Source organism: Candidatus Endolissoclinum faulkneri L2 (assembly GCF_000319385.1).
In the GTDB taxonomy this organism is placed as follows: Bacteria; Pseudomonadota; Alphaproteobacteria; order Thalassobaculales; family Thalassobaculaceae; genus Thalassobaculum; species Thalassobaculum faulkneri.
On the sequence record NC_019566.1, the window covers coordinates 1,443,952 to 1,462,283 of the forward strand.

The 18,332-nt window shown below is 31.4% G+C and carries 11 protein-coding genes and 2 tRNA genes; 11 read left to right on the forward strand and 2 right to left on the reverse strand.

The window, feature by feature from the left end; translation table 11 throughout:
* Positions 1–511: 511 nt before the first annotated feature.
* The 5 genes from A1OE_RS03975 to A1OE_RS03995 all read left to right on the forward strand — a co-directional run bounded on the left by A1OE_RS03975 (position 512) and on the right by A1OE_RS03995 (position 7,785).
* Complete coding sequence (locus A1OE_RS03975; RefSeq protein WP_015089172.1) at positions 512–1,504, forward strand: bifunctional riboflavin kinase/FAD synthetase; 993 nt, start codon at positions 512–514, stop codon at positions 1,502–1,504.
* Positions 1,505–1,547: 43 nt separating this feature from the next.
* Positions 1,548–4,373, forward strand: coding sequence for an isoleucine--tRNA ligase (gene ileS, locus A1OE_RS03980; RefSeq protein ID WP_015089173.1), 2,826 nt, complete (start codon positions 1,548–1,550; stop codon positions 4,371–4,373).
* Entirely contained in the window at positions 4,370–4,888 is a 519-nt protein-coding gene (gene lspA / locus A1OE_RS03985) for a signal peptidase II (RefSeq protein WP_015089174.1), read from the forward strand. Before ileS ends, lspA begins: the two co-directional genes overlap by 4 nt.
* Positions 4,854–5,390, forward strand: coding sequence for a DUF3035 domain-containing protein (locus A1OE_RS03990; protein WP_015089175.1), 537 nt, complete (start codon positions 4,854–4,856; stop codon positions 5,388–5,390). Before lspA ends, A1OE_RS03990 begins: the two co-directional genes overlap by 35 nt.
* 2,074 nt (positions 5,391–7,464) lie before the next feature.
* Positions 7,465–7,785, forward strand: coding sequence for a lipid-A-disaccharide synthase N-terminal domain-containing protein (locus A1OE_RS03995; RefSeq protein ID WP_015089182.1), 321 nt, complete (start codon positions 7,465–7,467; stop codon positions 7,783–7,785).
* 1,999 nt (positions 7,786–9,784) lie between these two features.
* On the opposite strand, the gene A1OE_RS04000 is transcribed toward A1OE_RS03995, so the two are convergent.
* Entirely contained in the window at positions 9,785–10,729 is a 945-nt protein-coding gene (locus A1OE_RS04000; RefSeq protein ID WP_015089185.1) for a complex I NDUFA9 subunit family protein, read from the reverse strand.
* Positions 10,730–10,904: 175 nt separating this feature from the next.
* On the opposite strand from A1OE_RS04000, the gene A1OE_RS04005 reads away from it, so the two are divergent.
* The 5 genes from A1OE_RS04005 (at position 10,905) to lptB (ending at position 14,115) form a co-directional block, all read left to right on the forward strand.
* A tRNA-Leu gene (locus tag A1OE_RS04005) sits at positions 10,905–10,992 on the forward strand.
* Between the two features lie 33 nt (positions 10,993–11,025).
* Entirely contained in the window at positions 11,026–11,637 is a 612-nt protein-coding gene (locus A1OE_RS04010; RefSeq protein WP_148276847.1) for a ribonuclease D, read from the forward strand.
* Between the two features lie 121 nt (positions 11,638–11,758).
* On the forward strand, positions 11,759–12,397 hold the full coding sequence (lptC, locus tag A1OE_RS04015) for an LPS export ABC transporter periplasmic protein LptC (RefSeq protein ID WP_015089187.1): 639 nt from the start codon (positions 11,759–11,761) through the stop codon (positions 12,395–12,397).
* Between the two features lie 26 nt (positions 12,398–12,423).
* Entirely contained in the window at positions 12,424–13,233 is an 810-nt protein-coding gene (locus A1OE_RS04020; RefSeq protein WP_015089188.1) for an LptA/OstA family protein, read from the forward strand.
* Between the two features lie 138 nt (positions 13,234–13,371).
* Positions 13,372–14,115, forward strand: a complete 744-nt coding sequence (gene lptB, locus A1OE_RS04025) for an LPS export ABC transporter ATP-binding protein (protein WP_015089190.1) — start codon at positions 13,372–13,374, stop codon at positions 14,113–14,115.
* Between the two features lie 1,736 nt (positions 14,116–15,851).
* Here the strand turns inward: lptB and A1OE_RS04030 are convergent.
* Positions 15,852–15,927, reverse strand: a tRNA-Ala gene (locus A1OE_RS04030).
* A gap of 240 nt (positions 15,928–16,167) precedes the next feature.
* On the opposite strand from A1OE_RS04030, the gene A1OE_RS04035 reads away from it, so the two are divergent.
* Entirely contained in the window at positions 16,168–16,455 is a 288-nt protein-coding gene (locus A1OE_RS04035; protein ID WP_044283309.1) for a YggT family protein, read from the forward strand.
* Positions 16,456–18,332 lie beyond the last annotated feature (1,877 nt).

The following is an 18,332-nucleotide window of genomic DNA, read 5'->3' on the forward strand; positions in this document are numbered from 1 at the left end:
TTTGTAAAATTATTTTATAGTTCTGCTAAGAATGTCTTAAATGGGCTACATTATAATCTTTTCGGATACTAGCAGACGATTATATCGTTTATTATAATGTTTTTACTTTCGTCGCAACAATAATAAAAATTTATTGTATTTTAAGGTCTTAATAGAAAGTAACAGCATTACATTATTTCGCTTTTTGAGTCATTTTGTTTTTAACTTATTGACTGTTGCAATGAGCTTACACTAGAGCTAAAAAATTTAAAAAATCCCATTTTATTTATAATCCAGCAGTATTTGTACTGTTTTTATTTTTATTGCAATCGTCAATTTGACATTATATGGACTAATTTCATGCAATAAACATTAAATCTTTCATGTTTTTTATACAATTATTTACATAACGAGTTTGATTAATGAGAGGCCGATCAGTTATAAAATGAAAAATGCTTTGTTTTCGAGCAAATGAAAACAACAGCAAATATTATTTAATAGTGACAATACTAAATTTATTGCTGTCTAGCCTTTGCTTTTCGCCTGTAAAAGCAAATCAGCCGATCGACGGGGAGGGATAGCCTTGGAAACCATGCATTCACTGAAGGCAATAAAGCAACGTCATAGAGGGTCAGTAGCAGTTATCGGAAATTTCGACGGCGTGCATCTTGGACACCGAGCAGTGATCAGTGAGGCTTCGAAGATTGCCTATAAACTACGGGTTCCACTATCAGTTGTTACCTTTGCCATTCATCCGCGTCAGTTATTTCAACGAAATCTAGACCCATTTCGGCTTAGCACATCGAGAAGTAGAGCAAAGCATCTAGAAAATTTAGGTGTTGATACGCTATTTGAGTTGCCATTTGACAAAGAATTTGCACAGCTGAGCCCTGAAAAATTTATTGACGAGATACTGCTGAAGTATCTTGGATTACGTCATATTGTGATTGGATACGATTTTAATTTTGGCTATCGACGCCGTGGTACCCCAGATATGCTGATACAATGCGCAACACATAAGGGGTTTGGCGTTACAAAGGTAGCTGCGGTACAGAAGAATAATGGTGCAGTTTATTCATCATCTCGCATACGCCAATGCCTGGTAGAGGGCGACCCACGAGAAGCAGCGTCTTTGCTTGGAGCGCCATGGGAAATTACTGCAACTGTTGAAGAGGGAGATAGGCGTGGGCGACTTATAGGCTTTCCTACAGCAAACTTACGCCTAGGCGATCTATTACGCCCGAGGCTTGGCGTTTACGCAGTCACAGCTATGCTAACCAGTGGTAAAGAATCTGGAATATGGATGCCAGGCGTTGCTAATATCGGCATTCGTCCGACAGTAAACGATAAAGGTGTGATACTTGAAGTGTATCTGTTCGACAAAAAAATACAACTTTATAGTCGTGATCTACGTGTAGGATTAGTTGATTTTATTCGTCCAGAACAGAAATTTATAAGCGTAGATGACTTAACAAAACAAATCAATTCCGATGCATCTCAAGCAAGAAAAATACTAAAGCAATAATTCTTCACCTTTTACAACTATTTAAATTATATAGATACTCGCAATGATTACAAAGTATAAAAGTACCATTTTTTTACCAAAAACTAACTTTCCTATGCGAGGCGAATTACCTAAGCTTGAGCCTAAAATTCTTGCTTGGTGGAAACAAATCAAGCTTGATCAACGCATACTTAAGATACATAAAAACTCCGAACCATTTATTTTGCATGATGGGCCACCCTATGCAAACGGCGACCTTCATATGGGACACGCGCTAAATAAAATCTTGAAAGATCTAGCTAACCGTACCCAACACATGAATGGCAAACGAATTCACTATGTTCCAGGCTGGGACTGTCACGGCATGCCTATTGAATGGAAGATCGAGAAAAAATACAGAGCTAGAGGAATAGACAAAGATACAGTACCAATAATTAATTTTCGTCAAAAATGCAGAGAATTTGCTAGCAAATTAATAAATATCCAACGTGAAAAATTTCAGCGATTAGGAATTACTGGAGACTGGGATAATTACTATACCACTATGGATTTCAAAGCAGAAGCACAAATAGCTCGAGAAATCGGCAAGCTTTTAATGAATGGTAGTCTGTACAAAGGAGAAAAACCAGTTATGTGGTCTGTGGTTGAAAAGACAGCACTAGCAGAATCAGAAGTTGAATATCAGGATCACACATCAATTACTGCACATTTTTGTTTTTCGGTAATCAAAACCAACAATCGCAAACTAGCAAATACAAAGATTGTTATCTGGACCACCAACCCTTGGACTATACATGGAAACCGTGCAATTGCTTATGGTAATACCATTGACTACGTAGTCGTCATGCCAATCGCCGTTGCTAAGAATAGCCTTGCCAAGATTGGCGAGAAATTGGTGGTAGCGCGTTCATTGCTCGATAAGTTTAAAAATCAAGCAAAAATAGAAGCAACTAATGAATTAGCAGTTTTAAAAGGCTCGGACATTGAAGGAACGATTTGCGCACATCCATTGAGCGGATGCGGTTATGAATATGAAGTACCTTTAATTGCTGCCGATTTTGCTACAGAAGATGCAGGGACAGGTTTTGTGCATATTGCGCCTGCCCATGGCGTTGATGATTTTATACTTTGTACAGAAAATGGACTAGAAGTACCACAAACTATCGCTAATGACGGCGTGTTCTATGATCACGTACCAATCTTTGCTGGTATGAATATTCTAAAAGATAATCTAAAAATTTTATCTATCATGCGTGATTACGGTGGCATAATAGCCATTAGTGAAATCCAACATCCTTATCCTTATTCCTGGCGCTCAAAAACGCCATTAATTTTCCGAAATACTGTTCAATGGTTTATTTCGATGGAAACTAACGCACTTCGTAATACCGCACTGAAGGAGATTGATAATACGCTTTTTGTCCCAAATTCTAGTCATAAGCGTTTGCGCAAAATGGTTGAAAACAGGCCGGATTGGTGTATTAGCCGCCAGCGCACTTGGGGGGTGCCAATCCCTGTCTTTACATCTAAAAAAACTGGAGAACCACTACGTGACCAAGCAGTAATTGATAGAATAACTAATACCTTTGAAACTGAGGGAGCTGACATTTGGTTTACTAAAGATTGCTTTAAATTATTAGAGCCTGAATATGATCCGAACGATTATGAACAGGTTACTGATGTTGCTGATGTTTGGTTAGATAGTGGATCCACTCATGCATTTGTGTTGGAATCTAATGAACCAGCTTGGGCCGATCTATCCTCCCCAGCTCACCTATACCTAGAAGGTTCTGATCAACATCGTGGATGGTTTCACTCTTCGCTTCTAATTGGTTGTAGTACTCGTGGACATGCGCCCTACAAAGCGATACTGACCCACGGTTTTCTTAATGACGAACATGGACGCAAAATGTCTAAATCGCTAAATAACGGTATAGATCCGTTACAAGTAATCAGCAAAAGCGGAGCTGATGTTTTACGCATTTGGGTGGTTAGCTGCGATTTTACAGATGATCTTCGGATTGGCCCATCAATATTAAAACACTCAGTCGATCATTATAGGCGTCTACGCAATACACTACGTTACCTGTTAGGCGCATTAAACGATTATTCGGACGCAGAGGCTATCGAACCAAATGATATGCCCGAGCTAGAGCGCTGGGTACTACACAGAATTTACGAAATAGATCTGATAATCCGTCAATGCACTAAAGATTTTAACTATCATAAAATGTTTCTAACTATACAACATTTTTGCTCAGTTGACCTATCCGCCTTTTATTTTGATGTTCGCAAAGACTCATTATATTGTGATACTAAACGAAGCAAACGTCGTAGAGCTATGCGTACGATAATGAATATATTATTTGAATGCTTGACCAAGTGGCTAGCGCCGATTTGTGTGTTTACCGCCGAAGAAGCCTGGAGATCACGCAATTCAGGAGAGTATGATTCTATTCACTTGCAGGAGTATCCTATTGTTCCCGTTGAATGGCAAAATGAAACACTAGCAAAAAAATGGTTAAAAATTCGCGCGGTCCGACGCGTAGTAACAGGTGCGCTAGAATTAGAACGAGCGGAGAAACGCATTAAATCTTCTCTTCAGGCCGCGCCAATCGTCTACATGCCATCAAGTGATAAAGCGGCTTTTGATGGTCTTAGCGCAGCAGAAATTTTTATAACTTCTGACGTTACACTAAGTGACAGCTTAGGTCCAATAACAGCCTATCGTTTACCAGAAATACCAGACATAACTTGCGAAGCAAGTCTATTAGCTAAGGGTAAAAAATGCGAGCGATGTTGGCGAATTCTACCTGAGGTAGTAGGTGATGAACCGATCTGCGTACGATGCCAAGATGCGATATACGATCTAGTAAATACAACTGAATGAGCAAGCTAACATGTACCCGGATTATTTGTAGTATAGGCATAAGTGCTCTAGTAATTGCCGTTGATCAAGTCAGCAAATTATTGATTATCTCAAAGTTGTGTAATTTTCCTGAGTGCATTATGGTATTCCCAGGGATAAATTTTATCCAAGTATGGAATAAAGGTGTTAGTTTTGGAATGCTTTCTGCCATTTCTGATTGGGAAGTATGGATACTTATCAGCTTGGCGTTACTAATATGCTGTTTCATGATAGCAGTAATGATGCAAACAACAAGATTATCCACGATTGTTAGTTTAAGTGCAGTGATTGGCGGAGGGATAGGAAATATCATTGATCGTTTATTATATGGTGCAGTATTAGATTTTGTTGACGTGCATTATCAAAAATGGCATTGGCCAGCATTCAATATCGCAGATTGTGCTATTGTCTTAGGTGTCAGCTTCCTGCTGATTAATTCCTTTAACATTGATAAATCTCAACATGAAAACCCAAAAAAATATAAAAGTAAAAGATAATATCATCAAACAGCAGTACTTAGCGCGAAGTCCCATTAGTGCTGCTGCAGCAATTAGTATATTATCCATCTCCTTAATCTGTCTAGGCGGTTGTACTCAACTAAGAGACGCTCTCGGAGAGAGCAAGAGTTCGCCAGATGAATTTCAAGTTGTTTCCCGTCCACCTCTTTCACTTCCGCCAAATTATGAATTGCATCCGCCAGCACCACAAGAGAGCTTATTCACGAATAATATTGCTGAGCGCATTCTTTATGGTTCGAAATTTATGTCAAGTTTGAATAATCAAAAAACAGCGTATTCGATCAATGAAAAAAAATTTCGCCAGCAGCTTGGTCTTGAGCAAGCAATGCCAAATATTCGCAGGATTCTAGACAATGATAATACAAACTATGCTTATAAAATGCGACATCCCATAGAAAGACTACTATTTTGGAAAAAAATTCCTAATCAAGAAATAACGATTAATGCATTCGATGAATGGCAACGTCTGCAAAAAAAATAATAGTCACAATTGTAAAAACTATTTACAACAAATATCACGCTTATGTTTTATTAATGATTTTTTATTAAAAATAATTTTACTTAATTATAAAATGATTGTAATTTTATAGTTTAACGCTTTATTCAAATTTTTTTAAATAAAAAATAGCTACCAATCAAGCCCTACTGAAAAGAAATATTAATCTACACCACAGATATTTGCTAGTTACCTTATAATTTGATTAATTTAAATCTTATACTTTGCGTCAAGAACAATAATAAATTAATCGACTATTACATAGTTTTTACATTATTGATTTTTTTTGTAAACGTAAAATGGTTATCATACAATATTTTATTTAATACATGATATTAATCAAAAATGATTATCTTTTTTATTTCAATGGTATACTATTTAGTATTTTTACTTTACAGTAAAGCAAAGATTTCCAATAAAACATTTGAATGAAAATCAAGCATGGTGATTTTTCTAAAGAAAAAAATCATAAATATCTATTTTTCAAATATAATAAAATAACTCCATATCACTATGATAGACTTTTTTTTTGCTTCCCTTTTTATACTATTAAGATAGCAGTAATATCTCAAAAAATAAACAAAAATTTGTCATCTTCTGAATATTATTAGCGAACACTCAGTATATTATGAAGTTATTAGGTTCATAATATACTGAGTGTTCGCTCTATCAAGTATAGAGAAATAATTAATAGTGCAAAATTGCACTATTTTATTGTGCCAGTCACAACATTTCTAAAAAATCTACACACAGGATTAAAAATTTTAGTTTTAATGTATAAAGAGCATTATTGCACTCAGATCACTAACATAAAATGCATATTTTATACTAACAAACGAAATAAATTATTTCTACGCTATAAGTTACTCACAAAAGTTTTCTATAAGAATTTATCATATTAACGAATAATAGACTATGATAAAATAACTAGCAAAAATTTATGCTATATTAGTTAACAACAGCCAAAGCAACAATGCTATTACGTTTTCGCGTACTGATTATTAAGAGATCAAATTTAATAAATTATATTACTTGAAAAACTTAAAAAGTTTAATTTTTATCATGTAAAAACCACTTTTCTTATCTTAATAAATTTTTACAAAAAGTTTAAAACAATAGCAAGTAACACAATCTAATACATAATTAAATTAAAAAGTTTAAGCTAGAAAACAAATACTTAACTTGGTTGGTTATTTACGAGACGACAAAATAGCAATTAAATTAATAGTTTAATAAAAACGATTTATATCGTATCATAGCAAATAAGCTTTTTTATTTTGCTTGATTATCCGCTAAGTTAAGGAAATTTAGTAATAGTTTTTACATTATAACACTAAAACATATACATTATTTTTTTGATTTGATCTTAAAATATAAAAGGATTTTAACTAAAGGCCTAAAGAGTAAAAGAAAAAAAAACTTTATCTGTTACTAAATAAAACTTATTTGATATAATTAAATAACTTATCAACTTAATTGAAAGAAAAAAAAATTATTGCCTAATATTGCACAATGAACAATAAATAGCATTGATATTTAATCTAAGTAAAATAATCAATATCCTCCGTTTGCCAGCAATATGCTAACTAATTTAATTTCTACTTTAAAGTGGAATTATAAATACAAAAGTAATTTTTTGCTTTAGTAAGCTTGATGATAATTTTTGAAAAAACATCGATAAGACACTTAAATATAACGTTAAAATTAAACTATTACCATCGGAAATTATTAATAATCTACAAAGCTCTATCCTTTACGATGTAAATCCAACACTGGCTGCTCTATAAAAATTATTCGAATGAACAGTCTTCTTACAATTGCATTATTTTGATTATATCTACCGATTCATAACCAGCTCTAAAAAACGAAAGGGAGGAGGATAATTGCATTGTATTAAGTAAAGTCATGACATCCCTATCATGCTGATGCTTCCACAACATTCAAATACTAAAATGACTAACCGTTAGTATTTCCGACCTGCTTGGAACAATAAGAGTAATGAAACGTGCCTCCACGAATTTAAATTGTGCACGATGATGATAAAAGTAGTTAAAGATTCATGATTAATTTTATTCTAAATAAAATTGAAGAAGCATGCTCCTACATATCCAATACAGAGACCATGATGGTTACTGTTGGGTGTATCGGTCAAACTATTTTTACCTTGCGATTTTTAGTGCAATGGCTACAAAGCGAAATCATTCGCAAGAGCGTGATACCTCTATCATTTTGGTACTTGTCAATAAGTGGCGGAGTATTATTGTTTATGTATGCTTTGTGGCGTCAAGATCTAGTTTTCATATTTGGTCAAGGAACTGGAATATTGATATATATTCGCAATCTTTGGATAATCCATAAAGAGCGCAAAAAAAACCGATAATAATAAAAAATTAACAGCTTAATCTTACGCGATAAGCTCGTCCTATTGAAATAGATTATCCATTACATAATGGAAGAATTTTTTGCTAAAAATCATTTATCATCAATGCTCTTAATCTACGACTAAATTAGCAATTAAGATAGTGGACTTGATTTATAGTCGTGCATTTCACACAAACATCAGTTAGCTAATCAAATAATAATTGCTAGTTCTTACCCAGTATCTCGTATTCTATGTTAATTTACACTTCCAAATAATTAATATTAAGGCATTCCGCGTGAAAAAGAATTAAAATTTAACAATCTAGATAAAAAGCATTAACCCTACACTAGAATTTTTATCGGACAAAATTATAGAGTAGCTGCTAGCGACTAAAATATTATAGAGATCATTAAAGTATTTTAAAAAAACTTTTGTTCAGTTATCAAGCAAGCTACTTGTAGGTTTTATGAAAAACATATCTAATTAACCATAAACTTAGTATTAGCGACGAGCCAAAATTCATTCATGCTCCTACGCAATATAGGTTTCCTATAAAACATAAATCCAACAATCGCATAAATAATAAAAATAGAATTAATTTTCTAGCTTCTAATTATCGATAAAGTCAACTTCGCGCTAGCTTACACTAATATTTATGACCGCTCTAATAATCAGAATAAATTACTTTTGGTATCTTGATAGGTATTTACACGTCTCCACCTGCTATCAAATCAATGAGCGCTACCGTATCTTTAAACTTATAAAATTAAAAACTAAAGTAATAATATTTGCATAAAATAGATTGTTATATTGCGTACTGCAGTGCACAAATATTCTTTGTTACTTTAACTTCGTTCTAGGCAATAGAGGCTTTGGTAAATCACTTATGCTAAATTTACATAATAACATTATCTTCGCACATTTGCTAAAACGAATCAATTAAAGGCAAGCAAAGCTGCAATTATTAATGATGCAAAAAAACAAATATAACAAATAATATTTTAGTTATAATCTGTTTATTAGATAATCTTTAGTAGCAATATAGCAAAGATAATATATATGTTTTGTTGAGTTAATTTTCGATTAACCGCTTGAAATTAAAAGAAATATCGTTAAAATAAATAATAGATCCAGCAATATTATTATTCAGTATATTATTCACTATACGTAGATCCCTATCGTCACTGATGTTTAAGCAATTAATTAACTAACGATTATTCTGTCAATCAATCCACCAAATAGATTATTCTGCCAACTGACGGCAAATCCTAATTAGGAATAGTTTTTAATACAAAAATTGTTACCAAATCCTATGCCAAGATATTTAAAGTAATTATTGCTATCTTAGCATAAAACAATAATTACTTTAATTTATTTACCAAAAATAGGACGATAAACAAGCAATATAATCATTGAAGATCAAATAAAAATTGTAATTACCTAAATTAATATCTTAATATTAACATCAAATGATATAAACATACAGCAGATATTAATAATATTTAAAGAAAAGATTTAAATATTATTAATATCATTATTGTGTAAATTAAATAAATAAGCATTAAAATTTATAACGTTTTATTTTATATGAGCTATCAATAAATTAAAAGCTCATATAATAAGCTGAACTTTTGAATATATCTTTGTAATCAAGATATATTACTTGAGATTACAAGAACAGAGTTTTTTTAATGTTAAATCTTTAGTAAGTTTTTATCGATAATGATAATGTATTTTAGTATGAAGCTACTATTTTTATGCTGATTTTATGTAATAAAAACGAAGATTAGTTTATAAGATATTTAAATATAACTAGTTTACTTAAGAGTATTTAGTATAAAATTAATTACTTCTATGTATAAATATACAATAGATTTAAAATTAAAAAATCTATTAAAATAGTTAATACACAAACTGACCATATTAGTAAACTATAAATTATACTTACTTATTTGTGTTAAAAAACAATTGCTAATTTTTTAGCACAAATAAAAATATTACTTTAATAAATAACTGATCAAGAATTAAATAGATAGCTTCCACCTGGTCGATACTTATTTAGATAAGTGGGGATAATGATCTCAATTGGCGTAGGCTTTATAAAAAGATCATTAATTGTCTTGGCGTCATGAGATACTATATTATCCATCTTGAGTAATTCTACTTGATCGCGAGTTAATATTGGATTAGGGGTTAATTCCAATAACAAAGCTTTTAACGATGCAAACCAAAAAGGTATTCTTATAAGAAGAACTTTACGATTAGTCTCTTTCAATATAATCTCCATCAACTCTCGGAAACTATAAACAGAAGGACCACCCACTTCGTAAGTTTGACCATAGGCAGCCGGTGTATTAAGAGCAGCAATAATAGCTTCAGCTAAATCGATAACGTATACGGGCTGAAACTTACTTGTCCCACCGCCGATTAAAGGCAATATTGGCAATACCTGCGCCATATAGGCAAACTTATTAAAAAAACTGTCATCTTTCCCAAACACTATTGATGGTCGTAAAATTATTGCTTCAGAAAAAGCAGTACGCACTAACTTCTCTCCCGCAAACTTACTACGAGCATATTCAGACAAAGAATGCTCGTCAGCACAGAGCGCAGAAACATGCAACATAGCTTTCACACCAAGTAACTTAGCAGCTTTAGCAATTGCCCCCGACGCAGCGCAATGCACAGCGTTAAAATTATTGCGTCTATGCTCATTTAAAATACCTATTAAATTAATAACAATCGATGCACCTTTGATCGCTTGCGCAATGGCTTTAACAGAAGTAACATCTACGCTTGTTAAAGTAATTTGACCAACTGCACCCATAGTTTTTAAAAATTTTGCTTTTTCTACATTTCGACATACTGAATTTACCCTTGCTCCACACTTAGCTAACTTATACACAACGCTACGACCAATAAATCCAGAAGCTCCAAAAACAGTGACTACTTTGCCATCCATGACAATTTTTTCCTAAACGAAAGATAAAACATTTCTTAATGAAAAAAGTTCTTTTGACTAAAGAAAAAGAAAATTTAGCTCAATATCAAAAAATAAATACAAGATTACGTAACTTTTTTAAACTAAAATTATAATCTTGACATCGGTATTTGTTCTGTTGTATTTTTTGCCGTCTGCCTGGGTGGCGGAATTTGGTAGACGCGCTAGCTTCAGGTGCTAGTGACTTTATTGTCATGGAAGTTCGAGTCTTCTCCTAGGCACCATTTTATTAATAACATTTATCGGGAATTCTAAAAATTATTGCTACTGTACACCAAGGTGATTTGCCAACAGGGCTAGATCTCGGTAACGAAGTCGCCATAGACATCGAAACGATGGGTTTAAAACCAGAACGAGATCGTTTATGCGTAGTGCAACTTTCTAGTGGAAATGGTGAAGCACACCTCATACAATTTACTAAGAATAATTACCAAGCTCCGAATCTGTGTCAGCTTTTAAATAATCCTAGCATTCTTAAATTATTTCACTACGCTCGGTTTGATATAGCAATCATACAAGCTTACCTTCGTGTAGTAACTACTCCGGTTTATTGTACCAAAATCGCTTCTAAGATTGTCAGAACTTATACTAATCGACATAGCTTAAAAGACCTCTGCCGCGATTTATTAAGTATAGAAGTTTCTAAGGAAAAGCAATCCTCTGACTGGGGGAGAAATGAGTTAACTCAAGAACAGATATCTTACGCTGCATCGGATGTGCTGCATCTGCACAAAATTAAATCCCGTCTGGATGAAATGCTAGCACGCGAAGATCGAGTAGAAATAGCCCAAGCTGCTTTTTATTTTCTTGCAACTCGTGCCCATCTTGATCTTATTGGGTTTAGCGAAGAAGATATATTTGCTCACTGAGCTATAAATTATTTACTTATTGCCATTAAGACAGATAATTATCCGCTATTTTGCTTTTATAGTTTGAGCTAAGCAAATTAGGTGTAATTTTGTAGCAAGATGCTATCAGCTCAGGTTAGTAGTGTTAAACGCTAAGCGCTCCAGTAAACATATTAAAAAAGCTCGACCTCTTTATCCTAAATCTCAAACTAACCGTTTTGTGATAATCATAAAAGTGTTGTTGCTAATTATAGCAATAGGACTAGTCTTTATGGTGCTAATTTGGCTAAAAATCGACCATAAAGCTTCACACATTCACAATAAACAAGACTTAATAAAGCAGGACGATGTTGCTATTATGCGGATGACTAATCCGAGATTAATTGGGGTTAACGAAAACAAGAAACTATTTAAGATCGTTGCACATTCTGCTACCCAGCCTAGTAATGATAAGCAAGTTGTCAAACTTGATCACCCACAGGCAGATATCGAAAACAAAGATGGAACTTCATTCACAATGAAATCTGCTGCAGGTACATTGATTAGAAAATCTGATGTTATAAATCTAACAGACGGAGTAATATTATCACACAATGCTGGATATCAATTATTCACTGAGAAAGCAACAATTGACTTAAGACATGGTAAGATCTGTAGTAGAATGCCAACATGGGGTTATAGCCAGGATGCTAACATTCAAAGCCAAGGTATGCAAATACTATGCCACGGATCACGGATAATCTTTATCGGTGAAACTAAAGTAGTCTTATTACAAGACTAAAACTGGCGATTGACAATGATTGCCTTATGGCTTTTCTATATATGGCTTACATTAGTGACATACTTGCAGTAGTTTTACTCTTTGCTTTTAATGTAAATTGGTATACCTCTAATGCTCACTCTTTAGAGCGAGAAAATAAAAATAAAGTTACTGTAGAAGCCGCTGATATTATAGAGTGGAATCGTGATAAAAAAATTTATATAGCACGCGGTAATGTCAAAGCTATGCGCGATACATTTACAATCAGTGCTGATACTTTGACTGCTGTATATCGGTCAAAAAATTCTAATAAAGGTGAAATTTACCGCTTAGAAGCACTAGGCCATGTAGTTATCACTTCTACTGAAAATCGAGCTGCAGGCGGGCATGCAATCTATGATATAGATAAACAAATTATTACCCTTACAGGAAATAATTTGTTTTTTAAAAACGGCTTCTATACTATTACTGCGCGCGATAGTATAAAATACTTAAAGTCTTGTCGAATAGCAATAGCTAGTGGTGCAGCTGCAGTTTGGCGGAATAAACAAACGATTAAAGCGGATGTGTTGACAGCTTATTTTGAACATAGTCCAAGTAGTGATAACCAAATAAAAGAATTAAAAGCTATTGGCAATGTCATAATTGTCACACCACAAGAGATCTTACAAAGTAACGAAGGACATTACGACGTATTTAATGAAATAGCTCAAATGGAAGGCAATGTTAGGATTACTAGAGGTAGTAACCAGATTAGTGGTGAACGAGCTCAAATTAACTTAAAGACTGGCCTAAGCTATATACTGCCGAGATTAAAAAGTGGAGGACGGGTACAAGGTTTATTCGCTAAAGAATAGCCAAAATGCTCAAACCAATAAGCTAGTTAATTTTATTATATTAAAAACTACTATGCAACAAACATACTATTGTAGTAATGTAGGATGAAATAAATCTCGTCGAATTGTAAATCAACCAATCAAATCACAACTCGTTTTATGTGCCAAAACATTGAACACAATAATGGTCTATACGCTAATAACATTAGCAAGCAATTCAAAAAGAGAATAGTCTTGCGAGATGTTTCTGTTTATGTGCAGCCATATGAAGCAGTTGGGCTGTTTGGACCAAACGGAGCTGGCAAGACTACATGTTTTTACATCATTATAGGGCTTATAGCAACTGATGCAGGAACTATTAGCTTATACGGTCAGAATATAACTGATCTTCCTATGTACCGCCGTGCTCGATTAGGTGTTGGATATTTGCCTCAAGATTCCTCAATTTTTCGCGGACTTAATGTAGAACAAAACATAGCCGCCGTTCTCGAGTTAGTAGAATCAAGTCCGAACCGTCAAAATTTAATACTAGAACAATTATTAGCTGAATTTTCTATAACTCATCTACGCAATACACCAGCATTAGCTCTATCGGGAGGTGAACGTCGTCGTGTAGAAATCGCTCGAGCACTTGCTTCAAGTCCTCAGTTCATTTTGTTAGACGAACCATTATCCGGCATTGATCCAATTGCAATAAGTGAAATTCGTGATCTAATTTCTCAGCTAAAAAATCGTGGATTAGGCGTACTGATTACAGATCATAATGTTCGCGAAACATTAAAAATTGTAGATCGAGCTTACATAATTCATGACGGTATGGTTTTGATGGAGGGTTCGCCAAGTGAAATCGTTGGAAATCAAAATGTCAGGCAATTTTACTTGGGGGAAAGCTTTAACCTATAAAGCTACTTAACTTATAGATAGTTAGCGTAAAAAATAAACAAAAGATAATACAACTAAAATTTATTATGAATAATATTCTAATTATTGATTAGATGTCTCTAAAATTACATTAAGTTGTTCTTTTAGTTAAAAATTAACAATCATAAAAAGCTTAAGCTAATTAATTCTATTACATTGGAATATTTTATTAGTTAAAGGATGCAAATTGCGTTTATAAACGCCAAGCCAGCGAGTGAATAATCATTAATAGCAAGAAATGATCGACTAAATTAATATCACTATTTTATTTGCTAATCAAAAATTAGCAGGGTCATTTTAAACAAAAAAACTACACCTATCAAGGTGATAGTCGACTAATAACAAAAAGCAACAGCTTCTTATATAATTGTTACTATTATACTTTTCTATACAAAGACACAATAATTAAAATACAATAAAGCACTATTAGTTTAAGATACTTGATCTTTCTCCGAAAGAGAAAGCTTTTAATTAAAGATATAATTAATTAAAAAAATTGAACATTAAATGATTTTATAAATAATTATAAAATCATTCAGTATCATTTTTAGACTAAAAATATCATTTAGCAAAATTAAATGCTCACTCTACATTAAGAAATTAGTTATTTAACTATTATAAAAACAATTTTACTTTAAATATTCTGTTTAATAAATCTTAATTATAAAGATAAGGACGTTAGATTTAAACACAATAACTTAATTTGCACAAGGTAGACTGTAAAATTTAAAAAAATTAATTAATATTAAACATATCATCGGCTAGAATAGAAGATAACTATAATTGTATAATTTTCCTAACTCACCTGACTCATAATCATAGTAGCAATTAATTATAATTAAATAATCGTCAATTAAAAACCAAGCATTCTGGAACAATGGATATTCTGTGTAAACAAGGATTTATTTTAGCTAATCAACAGATAGAAATCCTAATAAAAGTAGATTTTTACTTATAAAATTTGTCTTAAGTTTGCAAGATATATAGTAAAATTTTTATTCTTAAGATTACTTTTGATTAAATCAACTTTACTTTTTAGTAAATTGCGACGCTTTTGACAAAACTTTTGTTAGTTTTTTCATAAGCATCTAAAGTATCCAAAAAAATGTTAATATTTATAAAAAGAACTGTTAAAGGAATAACTTCTAAAAATCAATAGTTGATTTAGCGCTAGATTGTTCATCCAAAATATTAAATAAACAATATTTTATTTGCTGAATAAGTTGTATAACAAACTTGCCTCAATTGCGTGAACGAAGTTTGATTAATTTATCATTATTTAAAATAGTTATAATAAATAACCATATCGACAAATAAAAATCGTATTTTTCGTAGAAAAAATATTATTTGTGTTATTTAACAATGAACTTTTTAAGTTATAACTTAGTGTTACTTACCATTATTTTAAAACAAATTTATTAATTACATCAACAAGATATATAATAAGCGTAATATTAAACAAGGTAAATAAGCGCAATATTAAACAAGGTAAATTTTATCGCGTATTGAGTAATTTGTACAAAATTATACTATAGCAATCAACTTATTAAATAAATTTATCATTATTCTACTTAGTAAAGCAATAGAATAATTTGCAGCTTTGCTGATAAAAATATTTTCTTATTCTTAATGATAATTCATAATCACATAATCTGACCAGAAATACTAGTTACATTAATATAACCATTTTATTACTTTTACTAAAAACTGCTAATAATTGGTGGAGCCGAGGAGGATTGAACTCCCGACCTTCGCATTGCGAACGCGACGCTCTCCCGTCTGAGCTACGGCCCCATGGTACAAAAATATGATGCACATTAATGTTATTGTAAATAACATAAATTTTCTTTGAAAATTCAGCGAAGATATTCCTTATTGTTTGTAGTGATCTTTGTCAAATGTAAAGCTTGATTTTTGGTAATTAGCCTCTAAATGCTACTAGCAGTGTGTTCCTTACAGTTAATTGATAAACTCTTTGAACTATAACTTTGTCTTGAACTATAACTTTGTCGAAAACAACAGCTGATTATGATAATGAATTCACTAGTTTGGCTTGTTAACACGATCATTCACTATTTAACGATTGCGCTATTTATTTACATAATAATTGATCTATTAGTAAAGTTTGATGCAATCAATACTTACAATCGTTTGGTTTTGTCAGTAATTAACTTTTTATCTCGAATATTTGAGCCTATATTGAAAATAATTCGCATAGTCATTCCTAGAGTTGGAGGAATTGATATATCAGCAATAATACTAGTATTGTTATTGCAATTTGCTGCCCATCTGGTTCAGGAGTTTTCTTATGGACTTTACTAAAATACTAACATAACAATAATCCTATAATCATAAGAGTAGTAAAGACCCACATACCTGTCCTAAATTAACATTTTTAAACTAATTGTTTGTGAGGTACTTGCACTTTTGTAATCACGCAATAATTGCAATATTAATTCTTTAAATTATTCGATATGCAAGATATCTATATATTATGATATTATTCATTAGCGAATAAAATTCTCATATTTAGTAAATTTATAAAACTTAAATAATTATAAAGAATAATAGATTTTTGAGAATCTTCTTGAATAATAAATCTATTTAGTTAGCAATTATCAATCATATAGTATCATCTACCATAATAACTCTTAAGCCAAGATATTAAAGCGAGTAATTATTCTTGAATAGAAATGTTGAGATAATAACTTAAAGTCTAGTTATTAATTTCCACGTAATTATCAACTAAATCACCAGGAGTAAATACATCGGCTTTGAGCTAATGCAAACACTAGGAAAACAAGAACTATTTATCAATTCAATTTAATCGAGCATATCAGTACAATCGCGGTTACTAATATTGTACCCTATAATCTTTGGAGTGCTCTGAAAATTATTGGGCAGATAAACAAAGAGAGACAAGCAGTCATACACTACATCGTCCATATAAGTATATATAGCTAGTACTGGTTTATGCATCTAAATTTAAAAATCATTACTTAATTATTATATCTTTATCATAAACTATTGAGTTTTATTCTCAAATCAAACTTAATAAAACATTATTTGCTATACTATTTTAGGCAATTTTTAATAATGATCATCAAATACAGTAAATTTAAATATACCTATACATCTATTAGGTAGAATTGATCATAAATTTAAAAAAATAAATTAAATCAAGATCATCTTCAGATGATAACATCTTGAAAAAAAAAATATTCGGTAAATTATGAAATTTATATTATAAGTACATATCGTCAACAAATAACCTCAAATTAAATTTGTTTAACACAAACAAATCGCTAACAAAACAATGCTTAATAAGAATTAACAATATTTAATATTAAATAAAATAAAAGTAATTTATACTAATCTTTCATTATTATGAATTGACTTTCTTAAAGAAATAAGCAAATTATACTAAGATAATTATAGCTTAAATTAATATAATAATTTTAACTTTATAATTAATAAAAATATCCTTTTGTGTGTATTAGCGATCAATAATACTAAATAAACATTAAATCACTAATTTTGTAAATTATTTTAACTAGTACTAGCGTTAGCGAATTTAATTAACTGTATACAATAATAGATATTATTTAATCATTTTGCTGCGATATTAATTTATAATTATATAATAATTTCATTACTAATGTTATTTTAATACAGAACTATTTTTATCGTTTTAGTTGGTCTTAATTAAAAGACTATATAAAATAGAGTTTCTCTCGTAGAAAATATAAGGATAACACATCTTATTTATTAGAATAATAAATCTCTTTACAGATTTATTTAAAATTAAATTTTATTTTCACAAATTAAAAAAACAATAAATTAACCATAAGTATAGTCAATAGAAGAATTTAAAAAATTTTTTAAATTTTAATTAGCTCAAGCACTTTAAGAAAAAAACGCTCTAGTTACTTTTAGCATAAAAATTTTTAATTATATGGTAAGACTTGGTAGCTACACATCAAAAAAATCTTAAAATAAATTAATTAGTTTAGAAACATGGTTCTACACCTTGAACAGGCAAAGATTAATTATGTTTAACATAAAAGTTTATTTGGCTATACTAACATCGATAGACTGTAGCTACTTTAAATAAAGTAATGCGTGCAAATAAAAATTTTGATAGTTTGCATCACAGCATTTACATCAAAAATGATAAATTTATTCTTGTGAGTATAGCA